This is a genomic window from Brevundimonas nasdae (assembly GCF_019395145.1).
GTDB lineage: Bacteria > Pseudomonadota > Alphaproteobacteria > Caulobacterales > Caulobacteraceae > Brevundimonas > Brevundimonas nasdae.
In genome coordinates, this window is the sequence record NZ_CP080034.1 from 411355 (window position 1) to 434673 (window position 23319).

Here is a 23319-nt window from a genome sequence, read left to right on the forward strand (position 1 = left end):
GCGATGAAGCCGCCACTCCTTCCTCCACGAACAAGAGGCGTAAATCCATCATGACTCAAGCCATCCTTGAAGAACTGGAGCGTCGTCGCGCCGCCGCGAAACAGGGCGGCGGCGAAAAGCGTATCGCCGCACAGCACGCCAAGGGCAAGCTGACGGCGCGCGAACGCATCGACGTTCTGCTGGACGAGGGCTCTTTCGAAGAGACCGACATGTTCGTCGAGCACCGCAGCCACGACTTCGGAATGCAGGATCAGCGCATCCCCGGCGACGGCGTGGTGACGGGGCGCGGCACCATCGGCGGGCGTCTGGTCTATGTCTTCTCCAAGGACTTCACGGTGTTCGGCGGGTCGCTCTCGGGCGCCCATGCGGCCAAGATCGTCAAGCTGCAGAAGATGGCCCTGACGACAGGCGCGCCGATCATCGGCCTGTTCGACGCAGGCGGGGCGCGGATTCAGGAGGGCGTCGAGAGCCTGGCCGGATACGCCGACATCTTCCTGCAGAACACATTGGCCAGCGGCGTCATTCCCCAGATCAGCGTGATCATGGGGCCGTGCGCGGGCGGCGATGTCTATTCGCCCGCCATCACCGACTTCATCTTCATGGTGAAGGACACGAGCTACATGTACGTGACCGGCCCCGACGTGGTGAAGACCGTCACCAACGAGGTGGTCAGCCACGAGGACCTGGGCGGCGCCCGCGTCCATGCGGGCAAATCGGGCGTGGCGGACGGCGCGTTCGAGAATGATCTGGAGGCCCTGTCCGAGGTCCGCCGCCTGATTGGCTTCCTGCCCCTGTCGAACCGCGAAAAGCCGCCGGTGCGCGAGAGCTATGACGAGCCGGATCGCGACGAGCCGTCGCTGGACACCCTGATCCCGGCCAATCCGAACCAGCCCTATGACATGAAGGAGCTGATCCTGAAGACGGTCGATGAGGCCGATTTCTTCGAGATCGGCGCCGACTTCGCCAAGAACATCATCACCGGCTTCGGGCGGCTGGACGGCCAGACGGTCGGCATCGTCGCCAACCAGCCCCAGGTTTTGGCGGGCGTGCTGGACATCGATTCAAGCCGCAAGGCCGCGCGGTTCGTGCGCTTCTGCGACGCCTTCCACATCCCGCTGGTGACCCTGGTGGACGTGCCGGGCTTCATGCCGGGCACCAAGCAGGAGTACGGCGCCCTGATCAAACACGGGGCCAAACTGCTGTTCGCCTATGCCGAGGCGACGGTGCCGAAACTGACCCTGATCACGCGCAAGGCCTATGGCGGCGCCTATGACGTGATGTCGTCGAAACACCTGCGCGGCGACGTCAACTACGCCTGGCCCACCGCCGAGATCGCGGTCATGGGCGCCAAGGGCGCGGTCGAGATCATCTTCCGCAAGGAGGCCGGCGATCCGGCGGCGCTGGCCGCGCGCGAGGCCGAATACAAGGAACGGTTCGCCAACCCCTTCGTCGCGGCGGGCCTGGGCTACATCGACGACGTCATCATGCCGCACGGGACGCGGCGGCGGCTGGTGAAGGCCCTGCGGACGCTAAAGAACAAGGTCCAGGAGAACCCCTGGAAGAAGCACGACAACATCCCGCTTTAGGTGATGAAACACATCCTCTTCATCTGCTCGCGCAATCGTCTGCGCAGCCCCACAGCCGAACAGGTGTTCGCCAACTGGCCGAATGTCGAAGTGGCTTCTGCGGGGCTGGCGCCGGATGCTGAGGAGTTGCTGACGGGTGAGATGGTCGAGGACGCTGATCTCATCTTCGTGATGGAGAAGCAGCATCGGGCGAAGCTGGCGCGGCGGTTCAAGCCGCAACTCAAACACGCCCGCGTCGTCTGCCTCGATATTCCCGATGACTACGCCTTCATGCAGCCCGAACTCGTGGCCTTGCTGAAGACGAAGGTGACGCCGTTTCTATGAGTGGATTTCATAAAAGCGCCCGATGGGCGCAGCCGGAACCGCAGGGTTCTGGCGAAGGTTGCAGGGACTGAAATGTTCAAGAAAATCCTCATTGCCAACCGGGGCGAGATCGCGGTTCGGATCATCAAGACCTGCCGCAAGATGGGCATCAAAACCGTGCAGGTCTATTCGGAGGCTGACGCCGGGTCGCTGGCGGTCGAGATGGCCGACGAGGCGGTGCTGATCGGGCCGGCGCCGGCGGCGCAGTCCTATCTGCTGGCCGACAAGATCGTCGAGGCGGTGCGCCAGACGGGGGCGCAGGCCGTGCATCCCGGCTTTGGCTTCCTGTCCGAGAACGCCGGCTTTGCGCGGCGGTTGAAGGCCGAGGGCATCGCCTTCATCGGGCCGAACCCCGAAGCGATCGACGCCATGGGCGACAAGATCACGTCCAAGAAGTTCGCCGCCGAGGCGGGCGTCTCGACCGTGCCGGGCCACATGGGCCTGATCGAAACGCCGGACGAGGCGGTGAAGATCGCGCGCGAGATCGGCTATCCGGTCATGATCAAGGCGTCTGCGGGCGGCGGCGGCAAGGGCATCCGTGTGGCCCATTCCGACGAAGACATGGCCGAAGGGTTCGCGGCGGTGAAGGCTGAGGCGCTGAACGCGTTTGGCGACGACCGGGTCTTCCTGGAGAAGTTCATCATCGACCCACGCCACATCGAGATCCAGGTGCTGGGCGACAAGCACGGCCATGTAGTCCACCTTTTCGAGCGTGAATGTTCGATCCAGCGCCGAAACCAGAAGGTCATCGAAGAGGCGCCGTCGCCTCTGCTGGACGAAGCCACCCGCGCCGCCATGGGGGCGCAGGCCGTCGCCTTGGCACAGGCGGTGAACTATGATTCAGCGGGCACGGTCGAGTTCGTCGCGGGTCAGGACAAGAGCTTCTACTTCCTGGAGATGAACACCCGGCTGCAGGTCGAGCATCCGGTGACAGAGCTGATCACCGGCGTCGATCTGGTCGAACAGATGATCCGCTCGGCCTGGGGCGAGAAGCTGGTCTTCGAACAGAAGGACCTGTCGATCAACGGCTGGGCCATCGAGAGCCGCATCTATGCCGAAGACCCCTATCGCGGCTTCCTGCCTTCGATCGGACGCCTGGTCCGCTACGAGCAGCCGGAGGAGGGCGAGCACTTCGGCTCCGACGGCAGCTATATCGTCCGCAACGATTCCGGTGTCCGCGAGGGCGACGAGATCAGCATGTTCTACGACCCCATGATCGCCAAACTGTGCGCCTGGGGCGAGACGCGGGCGGATGCGGTCGAGGGCATGGCCCGCGCGCTGGAGGACACTCACCTGTCGGGCCTGGGCCACAATGTGCCCTTCCTGGCGGCGGTGATGGATCAGGATCGCTTCAAGTCGGGCAATCTGTCGACCAGCTATATCAAGGACGAGTTCCCGGACGGCTTCCACGGTCTGCGGCCCACGAAGACGCAGGAGCGCATCCTGATCGCCTCGGCCCTGGCGATGCATGAGGTGATCGCCGAACAGGACGGCGACCCGTCGGAGCGCACCGACTGGATCGTGATGATCGACAAGACTCCACACGGCGTCGGCCTGTCCTATGACGAGGACGAGGAGATGATCCTGACCCTGACGGGCGGGGGCGACATCCGCCTGTCGGATATCGACTGGCGGCCCGGTCTGGCCCAGTTCAAGGCCGATTTGGATGGCGAGGCATTTACGGCTGAGGTGAAGCGCGTCGCCGACGGCTTCGACATTCGCCACCGCGCGGTCAAGGCGCGGGTGCGGGTGCTGAGGCCCCACGTCGCCGAACTGTATGCGCGCCTGCCGGAGAAGGCGGTGGCGGACACGTCGAAACTGGTGCTGTCGCCGATGCCGGGGCTGGTGGTGTCGATCCCGGTGGTGGTGGGCCAGGAGGTCAAGACCGGCGAGACGGTGGCGATCATCGAGGCCATGAAGATGCAGAACATCCTGAAGGCCGAACGCGACGGCGTGGTGAAGGCCGTCGGCGCCAAGGACGGCGACCCGGTGGCGGCGGACGACGTGCTGGTGGAGTTCGGGTGATGGATGCGTTTTTCACTCCCGTCATCCTCGGGCTTGACCCGAGGACCGGGCGTCGGGCGGGCTCTGCGTCCCACTTCAACGCACAAGCGGCGGATCGTCCGATCCTCGGGTCAAGCCCGAGGATGACGCTGAGAGGGTGCGAGATGAAGGGGTTAGGGGGCGTCACATGAGTTTCCCCATTCCCACGCCGCTTGAATGGCGTGAGGCGGCCCAGAAGGCGCTGAAGGAGCGGCCGATTGAATCGCTGCTGCATCTGGACGCCGACCAGTTGGTGACGCGGCCGCTATATGCCGGGGCGACCGGGGTGCATCCGGTGTTCGCGCCCCGCCCATCGGACGCAGAAGGCCGGGCGTGGGATCTGCGGACGCAGGTCGAAGGCGACGACGCGGAAGCGGTGAACGACGCCATTCTGACCGACCTGCAGGAAGGCGCGGCCTCGGTGCTGCTCAGCGGCGGCGTGCTGGCGGACGCGGCGACGTTGGAGCGGGCGTTGGACGGCGTGGCGATGGAGCTGGCGCCGGTGGCGCTGGACGCCGGGTTCGCAGGCATCGAGGCGGCAGACGCCCTGGCGGCTGTGGCCAAGGGCTCGCCCCGCGCCATGCTGCGCTTCCATCTGGATCCGATCTCGGCCTTCGCCCAGGCGGGCGGATCGCCGCGTGGGATTGACGATGATCTGAACGCAGCGGCCAAGGCGGCCGTGCGCCATTCGGGGGTCTATCCCGACGCCAGCCTGTTCCTGGCCAGCGGGCGCGTGGCGCATGAGGCGGGCGGATCGGCGGCGCAGGAACTGGCTTTCGCGGCGTCCAGCGCGGTCGCCTATGTGAAGGCGGCGGTCGCGGCGGGTTTGTCGGTCGAGACGGCGCTGAAGGGCGTGGTCATCGGCCTGTCGGTCGATCAGGAATATTTCGATGCTCTGGCCAAGGTTCGCGCCATGCGGTTGATCTGGGCGAATCTGTCGCGTGCATTCGGCGTGGAGACGCAGGCGATCATCGAGGCGCGGTCGTCGCGACGGATGCTGTCGGCGCGCGACCCGTGGCCCAATCTGCTGCGTCTGACGGCGGCGGGATTTGCGGGCGCGGTCGGGGGCGCGGACGTGGTGGTGCTGGACGGCTTCACCCGCGCGACCGGGCGGCCCGACGCCTTTGCGCGCCGACAGGCGCGCAACACCCAGCTGGTTCTGATGGAAGAGGCGAACCTGGGCCGCGTCGATGATCCGGCGGCGGGCAGCTGGTATCTGGATGCGCGGACCCATGATCTGGCGCAGGCGGGCTGGGCCGAGTTCCAGACCATCGAAGCAGAGGGCGGGATCATCGAGGCGCTGAATGGCGGGGTGATCCAGCCGCGCATCGCCCGCGCGCGCGCCGTGCGTGAAGCGGCGCTGAAGAACGGTGCGGCCCAGATCATCGGCGTGACGAAGTTCGTCGATCCTGACCCGCGTCAGGCGCCGGTTGAATCTGATCGTCCTTCCGGGGCGCTTGAAGAGCGAACCCGAAACCCAGGACAGCATTTCGACCTCCTGGGTTCCGGGTTCTCCGCTGCGCCTAGCCCCGAAATGACGGATCGGGTGGAGCCGCTGACGCCGATCCGCTTCGCCGCAGCCTTCGAGGAGGCCGGGCAATGAGTTTCCCCAATTTCAGCAACATCGCCTTGGATTTGAATGCGACAGGGCAGGGACCGACGCGCGATCCGTGGCTGACGCCCGAGGGGCTGACGGTCGAGACGGCCTATGACGCACGCGCGCTGGAAGGGCTGGATCAGTTGCATGGCCTGCCGGGGTTCGCGCCCTTCATGCGCGGGCCGTATCCGACCATGTATGCGGGCAATCCGTGGACGATCCGCCAGTATGCGGGCTTCTCCACCGCCGAGGAATCCAACGCCTTCTATCGCCGCAACCTGGCGGCGGGGCAAAAGGGCCTGTCCATCGCCTTCGATCTGGCGACGCACCGGGGTTATGACTCGGACCACCCACGGGTGAAGGGTGACGTCGGCATGGCGGGCGTGGCCATCGACAGTATCTATGACATGCGCACACTGTTCGACGGCATTCCGCTGGACCAGATGTCGGTGTCGATGACGATGAACGGGGCGGTGCTGCCGATCCTGGCGCTCTATGTCGTCGCTGCCGAAGAACAGGGCGTGCCGCACGCCAAGCTGACCGGGACCATTCAGAACGACATTCTGAAGGAGTTCATGGTCCGCAACACCTACATCTATCCCCCCGAACCCTCGATGCGGATCATCGCCGACATCTTCGCCTGGACGGCGCAGGAGACGCCCAAGTTCAACAGCATCTCGATCTCCGGCTATCACATGCAGGAGGCGGGGGCGTCGGCGGATATCGAACTGGCCTACACCCTGGCGGACGGGATCGAATATCTGCGGGCGGGCGTGGCGGCGGGCATGCCGATCGACCGGTTCGCGCCGCGTCTGAGCTTCTTCTGGGCCATCGGCATGAACTATTTCATGGAGGTGGCCAAGATGCGGGCCGGGCGCCTGCTGTGGGCGGAGGCGGTGCGCAAGGAAGGCGGGGTCGATCCCAAGTCGTTGTCATTGCGCGCGCACTGCCAGACTTCCGGGTGGAGCCTCGCCGCGCAGGACGTCTTCAACAATGTGTCGCGCACCATGGTCGAGGCCATGGCGGCGGCGGGCGGCCAGACCCAGAGCCTGCACACCAACGCCCTGGACGAGGCCCTGGCCCTGCCGACCGATTTTTCGGCCCGGATCGCGCGTAATACCCAGATCCTGTTGCAGCAGGAGACGGGGCTGACGCGGGTGATCGACCCGTGGGGCGGCAGCTATTACGTCGAACGTCTGACCCACGAACTGGCCGAACGGGCGCGCGCCCACATGGCCGAGGTCGAGGCGTTGGGCGGCATGGCCAAGGCTATCGAGGCGGGCATTCCCAAGCTGCGGATCGAGGAATCCGCCGCCAAGACCCAGGCCCGGATCGACACTGGCCAGCAGACGGTGGTGGGGGTGAACAAATATCTGAACCCCGTCGTCGACGATATTCCGATGCTGAAGGTCGACAATGCGGCGGTTCTGGCCGCGCAGATCGACAAGCTAAAGCGCCTGCGGGCAGAGCGGGACCAGACGGCGACCGACGCGGCGCTGGAGGCCCTGACCCACGGCGCGCGGGGCGATGCGAACTTGCTGGAACTGGCCGTGCAGGCCGCCCGCGCCAAGGCGACGGTGGGTGAGATTTCTGATGCGCTGGAGGCCGCCTTCGGGCGTCATGTGGCCACGGTCCAGACGGTGTCGGGGGTTTACGCCAAGGAAGCGGGCAAGGATCCGCGCTTCGCCCGCGCGCGCGACATGGTGGCGGCCTTCGTGGAGAACGACGGCGGGCCGCCGCGCATCCTGATCGCCAAGCTGGGCCAGGACGGACACGACCGGGGCCAGAAGGTGGTCGCCACCGGCTACGGCGACCTGGGCTTCGAGGTCACGGCGGGCAGCCTGTTCCAGACGCCGTCGGAAGCCGCGCGCGATGCGGTCGAGAAGGGCGTTCATGCGGTGGGCGCCTCGTCGTTGGCGGCGGGGCATCTGACGCTGGTGCCAGAGCTTAAGGCCGAGTTGGAGCGGTTGGGCCGACCGGACATCATGATTGTGGTCGGCGGGGTGATCCCGCCGTCGGACGTGCAGCCCCTGTTGAATATGGGGGCCGCCGCCGTCTATCCGCCCGGCTCGGCCATTGCCGACACCGCCGTGGACCTGATCGAGAAGCTGAACCAGCGTCTGGGTTACGCCCAGCCTGCGCCCAACAAGGACAAGTCATGATCGGCGCACTGAACCATGTCGGCGTGGCGACGCCGTCCATCGCCGACTCGATCCGGCTGTACCGCGATGTGCTGGGCGCGACCCGGATCGGCGAGCCATTCGACCTGCCGGCGCAGGGGGTGAAGGTCTGTTTCGTCGACACCCCGACGGCTCAGATCGAACTGATCGAACCCTATGACGACACCAGCCCGATCACGGGTTTCCTGGCCAAGAATCCCAAGGGCGGCCAGCATCACGTCTGTTTCGAGGTCGCCGACATCCACGCCGCCATCACCGAGATGCGGGCCAAGGGGGTGACGATCCTGGGCACGGGCGAGCCGCGCATCGGGGCGCACGGGACGCCGGTGGTCTTCCTGCATCCGCGCGACATGGGCGGGGTGTTGATCGAACTGATGGAGACGCCGACCGGCGATCACTGAAGCGGAGCCTTTCGGCGGCGACGTCGTTAAGGGCCAAAGGGGAGAGCCTGACCATGCTGCATCGACTGACCGCCTTCGTCGCCGTTACCGCCCTGATCGGCGTCAGCGCCTGTCAGCAGGCAGCGCCAGACCAACCCACGGCGCCCGATGACGGGCAGGCGCAGGCGCCGTCCGAAGCTTTGGCCGTCAACTATGCCTGCGACAGCGGCGTGACCATCGAAGCGCGCTATCCCGACAAGACCTCGGCCCAGATGACCTACAAGGGGCAGGACTATGTGTTGCGCAACGTCCAGGCGGCCAGCGGGGCGCGCTACATCGGATCGGGGGTGGAATGGTGGACCACCAGCCGCGACGGGCGCGAGGTCGCGACCCTGAGCCTGTTGTCGCCCAATGAAGAGGTCGCCGTGTCGGTGCTGGAGCAATGCGCGCGCCCGCTGACCGCAGCAGCGCCTGATCTGACCAGCGGCATCACGCCGCCGCAGCCGATGCCTCAACCGACGCCCATTCCGGCTCAGGGCGGGGTGCTGCCTGCATCCGCGCCCTGCAAGGGGCCGCAGTTGAAGATGGCGGCGGAGGACGGGGATGCGGGGGCGGGGAACCGGGTGCGGAATTTCAGCCTGCAGAACGTGGGCGCCAGCGCCTGCACCCTGATCGGTTATCCGGGGGTGACGCTTCTGGATGGACGTGGACAGGCGGTGACGTCGGTGCGAGCGGACCAGAGCCCCGGCAGCTATTTCCGTCAGGGCCAGGCGCCGACGCCGGTCGATCTGGCGCCCCAGGCCAGGGCCTATTTCGAGGTGGCGTGGAACGTGGTGCCGAACGAGGCGGCGGGTCAGAAGACCTGTCCCGAGGTTGCGACCCTGCGCGCAACGGCGCCGGGCGACAGCGCCGCGATCGGCCTGGCCTTCGCCTTCCAGCCCTGCGGCGGCAAGATTCGCGTCAGTCCGATCCGAAGTGCGTCAGCCGTTCAACCTGCGACCTGATTGAAGGTGGAAACGTGCGTGATTTGGGCGTAGGGCGGACGTCATGACCCAATCCTTCTATGACCGCGTCGCCGGTGAATTGAACGACATCGACGCCCAGGGCCTGACCAAGCCTGAACGGGTGATCGCCTCGCGGCAGGGGCCGGTGATCCAGGTCGCCGGGCGCGATGTGCTGAACTTCTGCGCCAACAACTATCTGGGGCTGGCGGGCGACGAACGAGTCTCGCAAGCCGGGATCGCCGCGCAGCAGAAGTGGGGGGCGGGCACCGCCTCCGTGCGCTTCATCTGCGGCACGCTGGAGATTCACAAGGAGTTGGAAGCGGCCATCGCGGGCTATCTGGGTTTCGAGGACGCGATCCTGTTCGCCGCCGCGTTCGACGCCAACGGCGGCATCTTCGAGCCTCTGTTCGGTGAAAACGACGCCATTGTTTCGGACAGTCTGAACCACGCATCAATCATTGATGGCGTGCGCCTGTGCAAGGCCAAACGCTATCGGTTCGCCAACTCCGACATGGACGAACTGGAAAGCCGCCTGAAGGAAGCCCGCGAGGCTGGCGCGCGCGAGATCATCATCGCCACCGACGGCGCCTTCTCGATGGATGGCTATATCGCCAAACTGAATGAAATCCGTGTCTTGTCGGACAAATATAATGCTTTGATCATGGTGGACGACTGCCATGCGACAGGCTTCCTGGGGCCCAAGGGACGCGGATCGTTCGCCCATCACGGGGTCGAGGTCGACTTCGTCACCGGCACCTTCGGCAAGGCGCTGGGAGGGGCCATGGGCGGCTTCATCTGCGCGCGGAAATCGGTGGTCGAACTGCTGAAGCAACGGGCGCGCCCCTATCTGTTCTCCAACGCGCTTTCGCCCGCCGTCTGCGGCTCCAGCCTTGAGGCCATCCGCATCGCGCAAGGGTCTGAGGGCGACGCCCTGCGTACGCGCCTGTCGGCCAACGCCCATCGCTATCGCGGCGCGATGGCGGATGCGGGCTTCACCCTGCTGGACGGCGAACATCCGATTATTCCGGTCATGCTGGGCGACGCCAAGCTGGCGCAGGATTTCGCCGCACGGGCTCTGGAGCTGGGCGTCTATGTGATCGGGTTTAGCTTCCCCGTGGTGCCGCGCGGCCAGGCCCGCATCCGCACCCAGATGTCGGCGGCGCATACGTTTGACCAGATCGACCAGACGGTCGCGGCCTTCACCAAGGCCGGTCGCGAGTTGGGCGTCATCTAGCCGTCATTGGACGTCACCCTCGGGCCTGGCTCGAGGGTCATCGTTCCGTCGCGCGATGGCCGGATTAAAGCGACGGGAGTTTTTTCTGGCGAGCGGCGTGGGGCCTCTGCCACGAGGAGTGATCTGATGACCGATACGATGAAAGCCCTGGCCAAGACTGCGCCCGGCATCGGCCTTGAGCTGATCGATGCGCCGATCCCCGAGGCGGGGCCGGAGGATGTGCTGATCCGCGTGCACCGCACCGCCGTGTGCGGCACCGACATCCACATCTGGAACTGGGACGAGTGGTCCCAGAAGAATGTCCCGACCCCGATGATCACCGGCCACGAGTTCGCCGGCGAGATCGTGGCCATCGGCAAGGACGTGGATCGCCCGCTGAAGATTGGACAGCGTGTCTCGGCCGAAGGTCATGTCATCGACCTGAACTCCGAAGCCGCCCGCGCCGGGCATTTCCACCTGGACCCGCATACGCGCGGCATCGGCGTGAACCGTCAGGGCGCCTTCGCCGAGTTCGTGGTGGCCCCGGCCTTCAACGTGATCGAACTGCCTGACGACGTGCCCTATGAGATCGGCTCGATCCTGGACCCGTTCGGCAATGCGGTTCACACTGCGCAGCAGTTCGACCTGCTGGGCGAGGACGTGCTGGTCACGGGGGCTGGTCCCATCGGCATGATGGCGGCCGCCGTGGCGCGTCATGCGGGCGCGCGGACGGTGGTGCTGACCGACATCAACGATTTCCGCCTGGACCTGGCGCAGAAGGTGGCGCCGGGCGTCCGCACCGTGAACACGACCAAGGAAGACATCCACGATGTCATGAAGGAACTGGGCCTGAAGGTCGGCTTCGACGTGGCGCTGGAGATGTCGGGCTCGCCCGTGGCCTTCAAACAGTGTGTCGACACCCTGATCATGGGCGGCGGCATGGCCATGCTGGGCATTCCCGGTAAGCCGATGGAGACCGACTGGGGCGCGATCATCCTGAAGGCCCTGACGATCAAGGGCGTCTATGGGCGTGAGATGTTCACCACCTGGCGCAAGATGCTGGGCCTGCTGAAGGCCGGTCTGGACCTCAGCCCGCTGATCACCCACCGACTGGGCTATGCCGACTATCGCGAAGGCTTCGAGGCCATGAAGTCGGGTCAGTCAGGCAAGGTGGTTCTGGATTGGGACAGGGCGGCCTGAGCCCTATCAGCCATGGATTGGAAAAGGGCGGCCGAAGGGCCGCCCTTTTTGTTTGGCGGTTCAGTACCGCGCCCGCAGAGTGATCCCCACGGTGCGCGGATCGCCGGGGTTGCCGATGACCAGGCCCGAGTTGCCGGACTGGACGCTGACGAACTGGAGATAGTTCTCGTCCAGCGCATTCTTGACCCAGACGAAGGCCTCCCACCCGTTCTCGGCGCGGAAACCGGCGCGCAGGTTCAGGATCGTGTAGCTGTCGATCTGGGTGTAGCGCGAAACCGAGGCGTCGGAGTTGTAGGACGAGCGATAGCTGGCGTCGACGCCGCCATAGAGTTCGCCCGACTGGCCCAGGAAGCCGCCTTTGCCGTGCACTTCCGCCCCGACCGAGGCCGCCCAGGGCGAGACGCCGGGCAGCTTCTTTCCTGACAGGTCGCAGGCCACGGTGGAGGCGCCGATCAGCTCCAGCGGGCAGGGGCCGTTGGTGAAGGAATCATATTTGGCGTCCGTCCACGCCGCGTTGGCGTAGAGGTCGAGATTCCGGTTCGGACGGGCGAAGGCGTCCAGCTCGACGCCCTGAATGACCACCTGATCGGCATTGGCCAGATAGCCGCGCAGGGCGCCGGGGCCGCTGTCGACGACATTGGCCTGATAGTCCTTCACGTCGGTGCGGTAGGCGGCCAGGTTGGCGGTGACGCGCCGGTCGAACAACTGGGTCTTGAGGCCCAGTTCGTAGGTGGTGACCACCTCCGGCTTGACCACGGCGTTGGTCAGGGACGGCTGGCCGTTCGGCAGATTGGGGATGCCGGCCATGTTGATGCCGCCCGATTTGTAGCCCCGCGCGACGCTGGCGTAGGTCAGGACATCGTCGGTGACGTCATAGGCCAGGGACACCTGACCGGACAGGTCGTCGTCCGACAGGCTGGCGTCATAGGCCTGGGGCCGGGCGATGCCCAGGCGGCGGGTGATCAGGGCAGGGTCAGTGGTGACCAGACCTCCGGCCGTTGTGGCCTGATACCAGCCGGACTTGTCCTCCTTGGTGTAACGCAGGCCTGGCGTCAGGTGCAGCCGGTCGGTGATGTTCCAGGTCAGCTGGCCGAAGACGGCGTAGGAATCCGTCTCGATCCGGCTGTCGTTGAACACTTTGTATCCGTCCAGAAGGGCGTCGGGCACGTTCGGCAGATTGGGGCCGATCAGCCAATAGACCGCGTCCTTGCCGTACTCGGTGACGCCGTGCGTCTCGACCGCCTGATGGAAGGCGTACAGGCCCACGGTCCAGTCGATGCGGTTCGAACCGTTGGACGACAGGCGCAGTTCCTGGCTCCACTGATCCTGCCACGACGGGTTGGCCGACTGGCGGGTGATGTCCAGCGCGGTGTAGTCGCGGTCGTTCTTTGGTCCCCAGTCCCAGGCCCGCCAGGCCGAGACGGAGGTCAGGGTCGCCCAGCCGAAATCATAGTCGATGATGGCCGAGACGCCGCGATGGATCTGGTCGGCCTGAATGGCGCTGTCGACATCGGCGATGCGGGCGTAGGGATTGGTGCTGGCGGGGGTGTAGCCGCGACCGGCGGCCAGAGCAGGAAACTGCTGGGCCGCAGGCTTCAGCGTCTGGCCGACGGTGACATAGACCTGGGTGCAGCAGTCGGGCGTCAGGTCGGCGTAATCCGCGAACAGCCGAACCCGCAACTGGTCGTTCGGCTGGAACAGCAACTGCCCGCGCAGGCTGATCGCGTCCTGGGAGTTCTGCTTCCTGCCGACGGTCACATTGTCCAGCAAACCGTCGCGACGGGTCGAAACGACCGAGAAACGGGCCGCCAGTTTGTCGTCGATGATAGGGCCGGAGAAGGTGGCCTTTGCCTGCAGGAAGCCATAGTCGCCGAAGCTGAGTTCGGCCTGACCCTCTGGCGTGAAGGACGGCGTCCGGGTGGTGATGTTCAGGGCCCCGGCGGTGGTGTTCTTGCCGAACAGAGTGCCTTGCGGCCCGCGCAGGATCTCGATGCGGTCCAGATCGACGAAGTCCAGCGTCGCGGTGGCGGGGCGGCCGTAATAGACCTGATCGACATAGATGCCGACCCCCTGTTCCAGACCGTCATTGGCCAGACCATAGCTGGCGCCCAGTCCCCGGATGGTGATGGCGGTGTTGCGGGGGTTTGAGCTGAGCAACTGCACGCTGGGCGCCAGTTGGGTGATCTGACCGACATTATAGGCGCCGGTGCGGTCCAGAAGCTCCTCGTTCACGACGGTCAGGGCGATGGGCACGTCCTGGGCGCGTTCGTCGCGGCGGCGGGCGGTGACGACGATGTCGCCGACGCTGGCCACGCCCTGCGTGGCGTTTGAGCGTGAGGACTGGGATTGCGGGTCGTCCTCGGCATGGGCGAAGGTCGGCGTGGCGATGCAGGCCGCGATGGCGGTGGCGGATAAGAGGCGGCGTACTGTCGGCGTGGGCATGATGGTCAATGGATCCCCTCCAGCGCGAAACGGCGCGCTGTGAGATGGGGGGATTAATGCCTATCGCTCAAATGGGTTTTTCTGCGTTTTGTTGATAGAAACGCTGCAACTGAAGCGGGAATTGATCTGTCTCAGGGCCGGGATAGAACCCTGACCAGAGTGCGTTCAAAGGCTTGTGCGTTCGGACCGGGCAACTGCTCAGCCAATAGCCCCGCTTCAAACAGATCGAACACGCGCGGGTGGATGTATGAACTGCGGCAGACGGCGGGGGTGTTTCCCAGAAGGCCGGACACCGCCTTTATGCAGCGGGTGATGGTGCGCCGGGCGTCGGTGGGCGAGGTCGGGGGCGTCTCGACACGCAGCGCCCTGGCGGCGGAAACCGTTCCGGCCCAGGTGCGAAAGTCCTTGGCTGAGAACTGTTCGCCCATGGCGGCGTGGATATAGGCGTTCACATCGTCGGAGGTGATGGGGCACAGGTCGCCGTCCGCCGCGCGGTATTTGAACAGCTGCTGACCCGGCAGGTCCTCCAGCGCGCGCAGGATCCGGGCCAAGCGGCGGTCGTTGACGCTGACGCAGTGGTCCTTGCCGCTCTTGCCGCGAAACTCGAAGGTCAGGGCGGCGCCGTCCACATCCAGATGACGCTTGTGCAGGGTGGTCAGGCCATAGCTGCGGTTCTGACGGGCGTATTCGGCGTTGCCGACGCGGATCAGGGTGATCTCCAGCAGGCGCACCGCGGTGGCCAGCACCTTGGGCTTGCAGACGCCGCGCAGGCCCAGGTCGTGCTCGATCTGGGCATGGAGTTTGGGCAGGGCGCGGCAGAAGGCGGGCAGGCGGTCGAACTTGTTTTCGGACCGGGCCGTGCTCCAGTCGGCGTGATAACGGTACTGTTTGCGGCCCTTCACGTCGCGGCCCGTCGCCTGGATATGGCCGTTTGCCCTGGGGCAGATCCACACGTCGGTCCAGGCGGGCGGGATGGCCAGGGCGCGGATGCGCGCCAGGACGCGGGCGTCGTTCACGACCTGACCCTTGGCGTCGCGATAGGACCAGCCCTTGCCCGCGCGACGACGGCTGAGACCGGGGTTGTCGTCGCTGCACCAGCTGAGGCCGGGCGGAACCTCGACGGCGACATCGAACCTCTGTGATCCGTCGCCCATCGAAACCCTCCTTATGCCCAGACCAGCGACGAACGCGGCGTGTCGGCGGCGAGTTCCCCTTGACCCAGTGGGCCGGGCGGGAGACGAGGCAGGATGAATTATCGCCACAGCTTTCACGCCGGAAACTTTGCCGATCTGGTCAAGCACGCCCTGGTGCTGTGGCTGCTGAAGACGCGCCAGAAGGCGGGGCCGGTCACGGTGTTCGACACCCATGCCGGGGCGGGTCTGTATGACCTGTCGGGCGACGGGGCGCGGTCCAGGGAGGCCGAAGCCGGGGTCGCCAAACTGATGACGGCGGAGGGGCGCACCCCCTTGATGGATGCGCTGGCGGCGGAGGTGGAGAAGCTGAACCCGGATGGCGGCGTGCGCTTCTATCCGGGATCGCCCCTGCTGATCGCCGACGCCCTGAGCGAGGGCGGACGCTATGTCGGGTTCGAGCTGAACCCACCGGTGCGAGAGATGCTGGCCGAGGCGCTGACGGGGCGCGCGAACGCCCAGGCGCGTGAGGGCGACGGCTATGAGACTGTGACGACTGAGGCGGGCAGGGTGCGCGGGCCGCTGGTCCTGATCGACCCGCCGTTCGAAAAGCCTGACGACTATATCCGCTCGGCCGAGACGGCGGTCGCCATCGTGCGTCGCGACCCGTCGGCGACGGTGGCGATCTGGACCCCGCTGAAGGATCTGGAGACCTTCGACGCCTTCATCCGCAGGCTTCAGGGCAAGGCGGGACCGACGCTGGTGGCCGAGGCGCGGCTAAGGCCCCTGACCAATCCGATGAAGATGAACGGCTGCGCCATGGTGGTGGTCAATCCGCCAGCGGGCGCCGAGGCGGCGGCGGATGAAATCTGCGGCTGGGTGGCGAATGCGTTGGGCGACACGGGCGGGCGGTCTGAGGTCTGGACCTTCTGATGCGGCGCATTAGGGTGACGGCATGACCCGTATCGCGATCCTGGAAACCGGCCATCCGCCGGAACACCTCAAGGATGATTTCGACGACTATCCCGCACGTTTCCGCGCCCTGCTGGGCGAGGGGGTGCCGACGACGCGGTTCAATGTTCAGGCGGGTCATTTGCCGGATGATCCGTCCGCGTTTCAGGGAGCCATCGTCACCGGATCGGCGGCGGGGGTCTATGACGATCTGCCGTGGATTCCGCAGTTGGTGGACTGGCTGAAGGCGGCGCGGGGACAGACCCGTCTGGTGGGAATCTGCTTCGGCCATCAGGTGCTGGCCCATGCCTTCGGCGGGGTGGTCGAGAAATCGCACAAGGGTTGGGGCGTGGGCCTGCATCGCTACGACGTGCAGGCGACGGAGCCTTGGATGCACCCACGCGCGCGCACCATCGCCATTCCTGTCTCGCATCAGGATCAGGTGGTGGCGGTGTCGCCCGATGCACGGGTTCTGGCCTCCAGCGCCTTCACCCCCTACGCCGGACTGGCCTGGGGCGAGGACGCGATCTCGTTCCAGTGCCATCCCGAGTTCCAGCCCGAATACGCCGCCGCCCTGATCGAGGGACGGCGCGGCGAACGCATCCCGCATCCCATCGCGGACGAGGCGATCGACAGTCTGAAACGGCCCAACGACCGGGCTGTGCTGACGGCGTGGATCCGGGCTTTTCTGCTTCTGACCCCGCCGCCGGTCGAGGATCAGGGCAGCGGCATCTGACATGCGGATTTCGGCTGTCGCCAAGCGGACCTTGCGTCACTGGCGTCCCTTCTATTGGCGCGAGGCGGCCCTGTGCATGCCCGCCATGCCGATCCTGCTGGCGGGCGGCGTGTTGCTGGGTCTGCCGACCCAGGGGGCCATTGCGGCGGGGGCGGCGCTGGTCGTGGGGCTGGCGGCGTCGCGCGACCTGGTCGGGCGTCGCTGGGGCGCGATGATCGGCACGGCGCTGGGCCTGATGATCGCAGCCCTGGTCGGGACGCTGGCGGGGCAGGTTCCGTGGCTGCTGCTGACGCTGGGCTGCATAGGGGCGGCGGTCTGTGCGGCCATCGCCCTGTTCGAAGAAGACGTCTGGTGGGTGGTGCTGCAGGGCGTCACCGCCATGCTGATCGCGGGCTACTACGCCGGTCCGCTGGATCAGGCCCTGTTGCGCGGAGTCGGGGTGCTGGTCGGCAGCGCGGCGCAGATCGGTCTGGTCGTGTTGCTGGCGTGGATATTCCCCAAGGCTGCGGCGCGTCTGCCCAGCATGCCTGCTCCCCCGCCGCCCGGAAGCAAGCTGTTAATCAGCCACATGGCGCGGGCCGCCGCCGCCGTCGGCATCAGCATGGCTGTGGCCTGGGCGGTGGATCTGCAGAACTGGGCTTGGGCGCCGATGACGGCCATGATCGTGCTGAAGCCCGGTCTGATGGAGACCCAGACGCGCGGCGCCCAGCGGGTGCTGGGGACGCTGCTGGGCTGCGCCGCCGCCACCGTGTTCGCGATCCAGGTCGGATCGGCGCATCCGTGGCTGATCGCTGCGGCGGGGGTGACGGCCTTCGCCTCGTTCGCCCTGCAGCAGGCGCATTTCGCCACCCTGACGGCGGCCATTACCGCGACAGTGGTTCTGCTGGTGTCGCTGGGTTACGGCGGGGTGCTAGCCAATGCCGAGCATCGGCTGATCGCCACCATCATCGGCGGGCTGACGGCGCTGGTCGTGGCGCGGATTGCCCCGCACCGAGGCAGGCTGAACGGGGTGCAGGAGGACCGGGTGGGCGAGAACCCGCCGGTCGTCCCGCCGGTCAGAGCCCCAGCAGCCGGATCAGTCCCAGGCTGAGCAGGACCAGCGCCCCCAGCGACACGACGACGGCGGCAATGACCTTGCCGCCCGCGCGGGCCACGGCGCGAATGTCGGTCTGCAGGCCCAGCGCCGCCATGGCTACGACGGTCAGCAGACCAGACGCCGCCGACATAGGGGGCAGCGCCGCCTGCGGGATCAGGTCGAACGACCGCAGACCGATCATCGCCAGGAAGCCGATGATGAACCACGGCAGCAGGCGGTGCAGGCCGGGGCCTTTCGCATCCGGCGCCTTGCGGCCTGCGATCAGGGACAGGGCCAGAATGACCGGACCCAGCATCAGCACTCGCACCAGTTTGACCACGGTGCCGGTCTGGGTGGCGGCTGCGCCGAAGGGAGCAGCGGCGGCCAGCACCTGCGGCACGGCATAGACGGTCAGGCCCGCCAGCGCGCCGTACTGAAGTTCGCTCATATGGATCAGGCCGCCCAGCAGCGGCAGGGCCAGGACCACGATCACGCCCAGAACGGCGGTGAAGGCGATGGAGGCGGCGACCTCTTCGCCATCGGCGTTGATGACGGGGGCGACGGCGGCGATGGCCGAGTTGCCGCAGATGGCGTTGCCGCACGCGACCAGCAGGGCCATGCGCTGGTTCAGCCCCAGCACGCGCCCGACGCCGAAGCCGACGATGATGGCCAGCGCCACCAGGGCGAAGATGCCGAACACGAACGGCAGGCCCAGCGCCGACAGCGTCGCCGCGCTGACCGATGCGCCCAGCAGTACGACGGCGATCTCCAGCAGGGTCTTGGCGCTGAAATCGACGCCGGCCTTGAAGCGCGCGTCCGGCGTCCAGGCCGTGCGGACCGCCGCGCCCAGCAGGATGGCCAGCACCAGAGGCTCCAGCCAGACGTGACCGATCAGGTCGCGCTCGATGCTGGTCAGACCGATCGCCGCCAGCGTCACCAGCAGGCACAGCAGCAGGCCGGGCCGGATCGAACGCGCGAACGCCATCGCAGACTCGAAACGCGGCGTGGATTCAGGCGTGGGCAGGGCGGCGGACTTCATTCCCATGCTGATGCGCCCCGCATCGACAGCGGTCCAACGGATAGTTATGGTCATTTCAATCCGATTTGGAGATTAATCATGACCCTGGAACGCCTGCGGATCTTTGTCGCGGTGGCTGAGCGTGAGCATGTTACGGCGGCGGCGCGGGCGCTGAACCTGACGCAGTCGGCGGTGTCGAACGCCATCGCCGCGCTGGAGACCGAACATGACGTGCATCTGTTCGACCGGGTCGGGCGGGGCGTGGTGTTGAACCAGACGGGCCGCGCCTTCCTGCCGGAAGCCAAGGCGGTGCTGGCCCGTGCGGCGGCGGCTGAGGCGGCGCTGGCGGACATGAGCGCCCTGCGGCGCGGGCGCCTGACCATTTTCGCCAGCCAGACCATCGCTAGCGCCTGGTTGCCGCGCCGATTGGCGGCCTTTCATGCGGCCTATCCGGGCGTCGAACTGGACGTGGCCATCGGCAATACGCGCGAGGCGGCGCAGGCGGTGCTGAGCGGGGCGGCGGAACTGGGGTTGGTCGAGGGCGAGATCGACCAGCCGATGCTGGATCAGACGGTGGTGGGATCGGACCGGTTGGCGGTGCTGGTGACGCCGGACCATCCGTGGGCGGGCGTGCGGCGGCTGAACGCGGCGACGCTGGCGACCCAGGCCTGGGTTCTGCGTGAAGCCGGTTCCGGCACCCGCTCGACGCTGGAGGCCGCGCTGCGGCGGGCGGGCGTGGAGCCTGAGACCCTGTCCATCGCCATGACGCTGCCGTCGAACGAGGCGGTGCTGGCGGCGGCGGAGGCGGGGGCAGGGGCGACGGCCCTGTCCGAAAGCGTGGCCTATGCCTCCGTGGCGGCGGGACGGCTGGTGATGGCGGACTTCACCCTGCCGGAGCGGCCCTTCCGCCTGCTGCGGCACAGCGAGCGTTATCGCAGCAAGGCGGGCGATGCATTTGTGGAGGCGGTGGGGTGACTACGGCCACTTCACCACGGGGGGCATGGAGCTGAGGATCGACTCCACGTTTCCGCCCGTCTTCAGCCCGAACATGGTGCCGCGGTCGTAGAGCAGGTTGAACTCCACATAGCGGCCGCGACGGACCAACTGCTCCTCGCGCTCCTGCGGCGTCCAGGCCTCGCCCATCCGCCCGGCGACGATCTTGGGATAGATGCCCAGGAAGGCCAGGCCCACGTCGCGGGTGAAGGCGAAGTCCTTGTCGTAATCGCCGCTGTCGTGGTGGTCGTAGAAGATGCCGCCGGTGCCGCGCGGCTCCTTGCGATGCGGCAGATAGAAGTAGTCGTCGCACCAGGCCTTGTACTTGGCGTGCCAGTCGGGGTCGTGCGCGTCGCAGGCGGCCTTCATGGCGGCGTGAAAGGCCAGGGTGTCGGGGTGGTCCTGACGCCGATCCGCATCCAGCACCGGCGTCAGGTCGCCGCCGCCGCCGAACCAGGCCTTGGTCGTGGCGATGAAGCGGGTATTCATGTGAACAGCCGGAACGCGCGGGCTGACCGGGTGGCAGATCAGACTTATGCCTGTGGCGAAAAAGCGCGGGTCTTCGGCGGCGCCCGGCACTGACCTGGCGTAGTCGGCGGGGAAGGTTCCGTGAACCGTCGAAACATGGACCCCGACTTTTTCGAACAGTCGGCCGTGCATCATGCCCATGACGCCGCCGCCGCCCTCAGGACGATCCCATGCGGTGCGGACGAAACGACCGGGCTCGCCGGGGAACAGATCGGCGGGGGCTGCGTCCTCCAGCGCCTCGAAGGCGGCGTGGATCTGGTCACGCAGATGTTCGAACCAGGCGCGGGTCTCGACCTTTTTCAGGTCCAGCGGATCGGAGAAGGAAGCGTCGCTCATGACGCGCTCCTAGACCGACTGGGGCGTTCAGCCAACCTGCCCGGTCTGCCTGAGGCCTTCCCACAGGGCGATTCCGGCGGTGACCGACAGATTGAGCGACCGCGCCTCGGGCCGCAGCGGGATCACGACGCGCGCATCGGCGGCGGCGTGGACATAGTCGGGCGCGCCCGCACTCTCCTTGCCGAACAACAGAACGTCGTCGGGCCGGAAGACAAAGTCGGGCAGGGGCGTGGCACCCTTTGTCGTGAACAGCACCAGCCGTCCGGGCGCGCGATTCTGCTGGAAGGCCTCCCAGTCCGCATGGCGCGTCATGTGCGACAACGGACCATAGTCCAGCGCCGCCCGCTTCATGGCGCGGTCGTCGAAACGGAAACCCGTCGGCTCGATCACGTGCAGATCGACGCCGAAACAGGCCGACAATCGGATGCAGGCTCCGACGTTCTGAGGAATGTCAGGTTGAAAAAGGGCGAGACGCATTCTAAGGCCTGACATACGCGCGGCCAGGGGGTTTGTCGCGGTCTGTTTTGCGAGCGTTTCGCAAGAAACGTCAGCAGCTTGCGCCGAGGGGGCGTGGGTCGAACAGCCGTAGGGAATTCCCGGCTTCGTTCTTTGTTCGTGCCGTGGCGAGGGTGGGCCCCCAGGTCTGTTCAGCGGCGTTCGAGAGGTGAAACGTGGCCGAATCGGTCGTGCATACTGAAAGCCCAGAAGGCGGCGATCCTAACCGCCGTGACTTTATCCACATCGCTGCGGGCGCCGCTGCGGTGGGCGCTGGCGCGATGATCGCCTGGCCGTTGATCAACCAGATGAACCCGGCCGCCGACACCCTGGCTCTGGCGTCGATCGAATTTGATCTGACCAAGGTTCAGGAAGGTCAGCAGGTCGTCATCAAATGGCAGGGCAAGCCGGTGTTCGTGCGCTATCGCACCCCGGCCGAGCTGCAACGCGTCATCGCCGATGACCATGCGCCCGACCTGAAGGAACCCCAGACGGACGCCGAGCGCACCAAGCCGGGCCACGAGAAATATCTGGTGGTCGTCGGTTCCTGCACCCACCTGGGCTGCGTTCCGACCTTCGGCGCAGGCGACTACGGCGGCTGGTTCTGCCCCTGCCACGGCTCGCACTACGATGCGTCCGGCCGGATCCGGAAGGGGCCCGCGCCTCTGAACCTGGTCGTGCCGAACTACGATTATTTGTCCGACACCCGCGTAAAGATCGGTTGAGGGCCAGGGGAGGATCATGAGCGATCACGAGAGCACCTACGTCCCTAAAACGGGCGTTGAAAAGTGGCTGGACACCCGTCTGCCCATCATCCGCTTCGGCGCCGACTACATGTCGCTGCCGACGCCGCGCAACCTGAACTACTGGTGGACCTTCGGCGGCATTCTGGCGATCTGCCTGATGACGCAGATCATCACCGGCATCGTTCTGGCCATGCACTATACGCCGCACGTCGACCTTGCCTTCGCCTCGGTCGAGCGCATCATGCGCGACGTGAACGGCGGCTGGCTGATCCGTTATGTTCACGCCAACGGCGCGTCGATGTTCTTCATCGCCGTCTATCTGCACATGCTGCGGGGCCTGTACTACGGCTCCTACAAGGCGCCGCGCGAGATGATCTGGATCATCGGCTGCGTGATCTTCTTCCTGATGATCGCCACCGCCTTCCTGGGTTACGTCCTGCCCTGGGGCCAGATGTCCTTCTGGGGCGCTGAGGTCATCACCAACCTGATCGGCGCCATTCCCGGCGTCGGCGAGCCGATCCTGATCTGGCTGCGCGGCGGCCCGGCGATCGACAATGCGACGCTGAACCGCTTCTTCTCGCTGCACTATCTGCTGCCGTTCGCCATTCTCGGCTGCGTCGTGCTGCACCTGTGGGCGCTGCACGCTGCCGGTCAGAACAACCCGGTCGGCATCCTGATCCCGAAGGACCGCGCCAAGAAGGACCTGCTGCCCTTCCACCCGTACTTCACGGTCAAGGACGGGTTTGCGATCATCCTGTTCATGATCCTGTTTGCGATCTTCGTCTTCTATCAGCCGAACGCCTTGGGCCACGCCGACAACTACATCCCGGCCAACCCGCTGCAGACGCCCGCGCACATCGTGCCCGAGTGGTACATGCTGCCCTTCTACGCGATCCTGCGCGCCATCCCCGACAAGTTCGGCGGCGTGGTGGCCATGTTCGCCGCGATCGGCGTGCTGTTCGTCCTGCCCTGGCTGGATACGTCCAAGGTGCGCTCGATGCGCTACCGTCCGACGATGCGGACCTTCTTCATCATCTTCCTGGTGGTGGGCGTGGGTCTGGGCTGGTGCGGTGGTCAACTGCCGGATTCGCCTGTCATCGGTTCGTTCAAGACCTTCACGCTGTTTGACGGCGACCTGAACTCCTACCTGTGGCTGACGCGTCTGTTCACGGCCTACTACTTCGCGTTCTTCTTCATCATCATGCCTCTGGTGGGTCTGAAGGAAACGCCGTTGCCCATCCCCGCGACGATCTCCGAGCCGGTGTTGACCGGTGCGGACGCCGCCGAGCAGAAGGGCTGAGCG

General features: G+C 66.3%; 20 protein-coding genes. 15 read left to right on the top strand and 5 right to left on the bottom strand.

Annotation, left to right across the window (positions count from 1 at the left end; all coding sequences use genetic code 11):
- The first annotated feature begins 50 nt into the window (after nucleotides 1-50).
- The 9 genes from KWG56_RS02015 to tdh all read left to right on the top strand — a co-directional run bounded on the left by KWG56_RS02015 (nucleotide 51) and on the right by tdh (nucleotide 11566).
- Nucleotides 51-1586 (top strand): acyl-CoA carboxylase subunit beta, encoded by a 1536-nt coding sequence (locus KWG56_RS02015; RefSeq protein ID WP_219353536.1) that lies wholly within the window; start codon nucleotides 51-53, stop codon nucleotides 1584-1586.
- Nucleotides 1587-1589: 3 nt separating this feature from the next.
- Complete coding sequence (locus tag KWG56_RS02020; protein ID WP_219353537.1) at nucleotides 1590-1910, top strand: low molecular weight protein tyrosine phosphatase family protein; 321 nt, start codon at nucleotides 1590-1592, stop codon at nucleotides 1908-1910.
- A gap of 72 nt (nucleotides 1911-1982) precedes the next feature.
- Nucleotides 1983-3974 (top strand): acetyl-CoA carboxylase biotin carboxylase subunit, encoded by a 1992-nt coding sequence (locus tag KWG56_RS02025; RefSeq protein WP_219353538.1) that lies wholly within the window; start codon nucleotides 1983-1985, stop codon nucleotides 3972-3974.
- A gap of 166 nt (nucleotides 3975-4140) precedes the next feature.
- Nucleotides 4141-5595 carry a methylmalonyl-CoA mutase family protein gene (locus KWG56_RS02030; RefSeq protein WP_219353539.1) on the top strand — a complete coding sequence of 485 codons (1455 nt, stop codon included), beginning with the start codon at nucleotides 4141-4143 and terminating at the stop codon, nucleotides 5593-5595.
- Complete coding sequence (scpA, locus tag KWG56_RS02035; protein ID WP_219353540.1) at nucleotides 5592-7751, top strand: methylmalonyl-CoA mutase; 2160 nt, start codon at nucleotides 5592-5594, stop codon at nucleotides 7749-7751. The genes KWG56_RS02030 and scpA overlap by 4 nt, the downstream gene beginning before the upstream one ends.
- Entirely contained in the window at nucleotides 7748-8170 is a 423-nt protein-coding gene (mce, locus tag KWG56_RS02040; RefSeq protein WP_219353541.1) for a methylmalonyl-CoA epimerase, read from the top strand. Before scpA ends, mce begins: the two co-directional genes overlap by 4 nt.
- A 53-nt stretch (nucleotides 8171-8223) precedes the next feature.
- Complete coding sequence (locus tag KWG56_RS02045; protein ID WP_219353542.1) at nucleotides 8224-9153, top strand: DUF4232 domain-containing protein; 930 nt, start codon at nucleotides 8224-8226, stop codon at nucleotides 9151-9153.
- 43 nt (nucleotides 9154-9196) lie between these two features.
- On the top strand, nucleotides 9197-10387 hold the full coding sequence (locus KWG56_RS02050) for a glycine C-acetyltransferase (protein WP_219353543.1): 1191 nt from the start codon (nucleotides 9197-9199) through the stop codon (nucleotides 10385-10387).
- Between the two features lie 126 nt (nucleotides 10388-10513).
- A complete protein-coding gene (gene tdh, locus KWG56_RS02055; RefSeq protein WP_219353544.1) occupies nucleotides 10514-11566 on the top strand; it encodes an L-threonine 3-dehydrogenase in 1053 nt (350 codons plus the stop codon).
- A 60-nt stretch (nucleotides 11567-11626) separates the two neighbouring features.
- Here tdh and KWG56_RS02060 read toward each other — a convergent pair whose 3' ends face one another.
- Together KWG56_RS02060 and KWG56_RS02065 are read right to left on the bottom strand one after the other, a co-directional pair.
- Nucleotides 11627-14008 carry a TonB-dependent receptor gene (locus KWG56_RS02060; protein ID WP_244999718.1) on the bottom strand — a complete coding sequence of 794 codons (2382 nt, stop codon included), beginning with the start codon at nucleotides 14006-14008 and terminating at the stop codon, nucleotides 11627-11629.
- Nucleotides 14009-14139: 131 nt separating this feature from the next.
- Nucleotides 14140-15162, bottom strand: a complete 1023-nt coding sequence (locus KWG56_RS02065; RefSeq protein ID WP_219353546.1) for a DNA topoisomerase IB — start codon at nucleotides 15160-15162, stop codon at nucleotides 14140-14142.
- A 93-nt stretch (nucleotides 15163-15255) separates the two neighbouring features.
- Between KWG56_RS02065 and rlmJ the strand changes: the two genes are divergently transcribed.
- Genes rlmJ through KWG56_RS02080 form a run of 3 tightly spaced genes read left to right on the top strand, consistent with a single transcriptional unit; the run spans nucleotide 15256 to nucleotide 17915 of the window.
- Nucleotides 15256-16071 (top strand): 23S rRNA (adenine(2030)-N(6))-methyltransferase RlmJ, encoded by an 816-nt coding sequence (rlmJ, locus tag KWG56_RS02070; RefSeq protein ID WP_219353547.1) that lies wholly within the window; start codon nucleotides 15256-15258, stop codon nucleotides 16069-16071.
- A gap of 22 nt (nucleotides 16072-16093) precedes the next feature.
- Nucleotides 16094-16825, top strand: coding sequence for a type 1 glutamine amidotransferase (locus KWG56_RS02075; RefSeq protein ID WP_201097029.1), 732 nt, complete (start codon nucleotides 16094-16096; stop codon nucleotides 16823-16825).
- Nucleotide 16826: 1 nt separating this feature from the next.
- Nucleotides 16827-17915 carry an FUSC family protein gene (locus KWG56_RS02080; RefSeq protein WP_219353548.1) on the top strand — a complete coding sequence of 363 codons (1089 nt, stop codon included), beginning with the start codon at nucleotides 16827-16829 and terminating at the stop codon, nucleotides 17913-17915.
- On the opposite strand, the gene KWG56_RS02085 is transcribed toward KWG56_RS02080, so the two are convergent.
- Complete coding sequence (locus KWG56_RS02085) at nucleotides 17881-18993, bottom strand: YeiH family protein (protein ID WP_219353549.1); 1113 nt, start codon at nucleotides 18991-18993, stop codon at nucleotides 17881-17883. The two genes, KWG56_RS02080 and KWG56_RS02085, sit on opposite strands and share 35 nt — an antisense overlap.
- 24 nt (nucleotides 18994-19017) lie before the next feature.
- Here KWG56_RS02085 and KWG56_RS02090 point away from each other — a divergent pair, with 24 nt between their 5' ends.
- A complete protein-coding gene (locus KWG56_RS02090; protein WP_219353550.1) occupies nucleotides 19018-19893 on the top strand; it encodes a LysR family transcriptional regulator in 876 nt (291 codons plus the stop codon).
- Here KWG56_RS02090 and hemF read toward each other — a convergent pair whose 3' ends face one another.
- Both hemF and KWG56_RS02100 read right to left on the bottom strand, forming a co-directional pair.
- Nucleotides 19894-20775, bottom strand: a complete 882-nt coding sequence (gene hemF / locus KWG56_RS02095) for an oxygen-dependent coproporphyrinogen oxidase (RefSeq protein WP_219353551.1) — start codon at nucleotides 20773-20775, stop codon at nucleotides 19894-19896.
- A 27-nt stretch (nucleotides 20776-20802) separates the two neighbouring features.
- Complete coding sequence (locus KWG56_RS02100) at nucleotides 20803-21252, bottom strand: tRNA (cytidine(34)-2'-O)-methyltransferase (protein WP_219353552.1); 450 nt, start codon at nucleotides 21250-21252, stop codon at nucleotides 20803-20805.
- Between the two features lie 194 nt (nucleotides 21253-21446).
- Between KWG56_RS02100 and petA the strand changes: the two genes are divergently transcribed.
- Both petA and KWG56_RS02110 read left to right on the top strand, forming a co-directional pair.
- A complete protein-coding gene (gene petA / locus KWG56_RS02105; RefSeq protein ID WP_201097035.1) occupies nucleotides 21447-21995 on the top strand; it encodes a ubiquinol-cytochrome c reductase iron-sulfur subunit in 549 nt (182 codons plus the stop codon).
- 16 nt (nucleotides 21996-22011) lie between these two features.
- Nucleotides 22012-23316: a cytochrome b gene (locus KWG56_RS02110; RefSeq protein WP_219353553.1), complete on the top strand. Its 1305-nt coding sequence runs from the start codon at nucleotides 22012-22014 to the stop codon at nucleotides 23314-23316.
- Nucleotides 23317-23319: the final 3 nt, after the last annotated feature.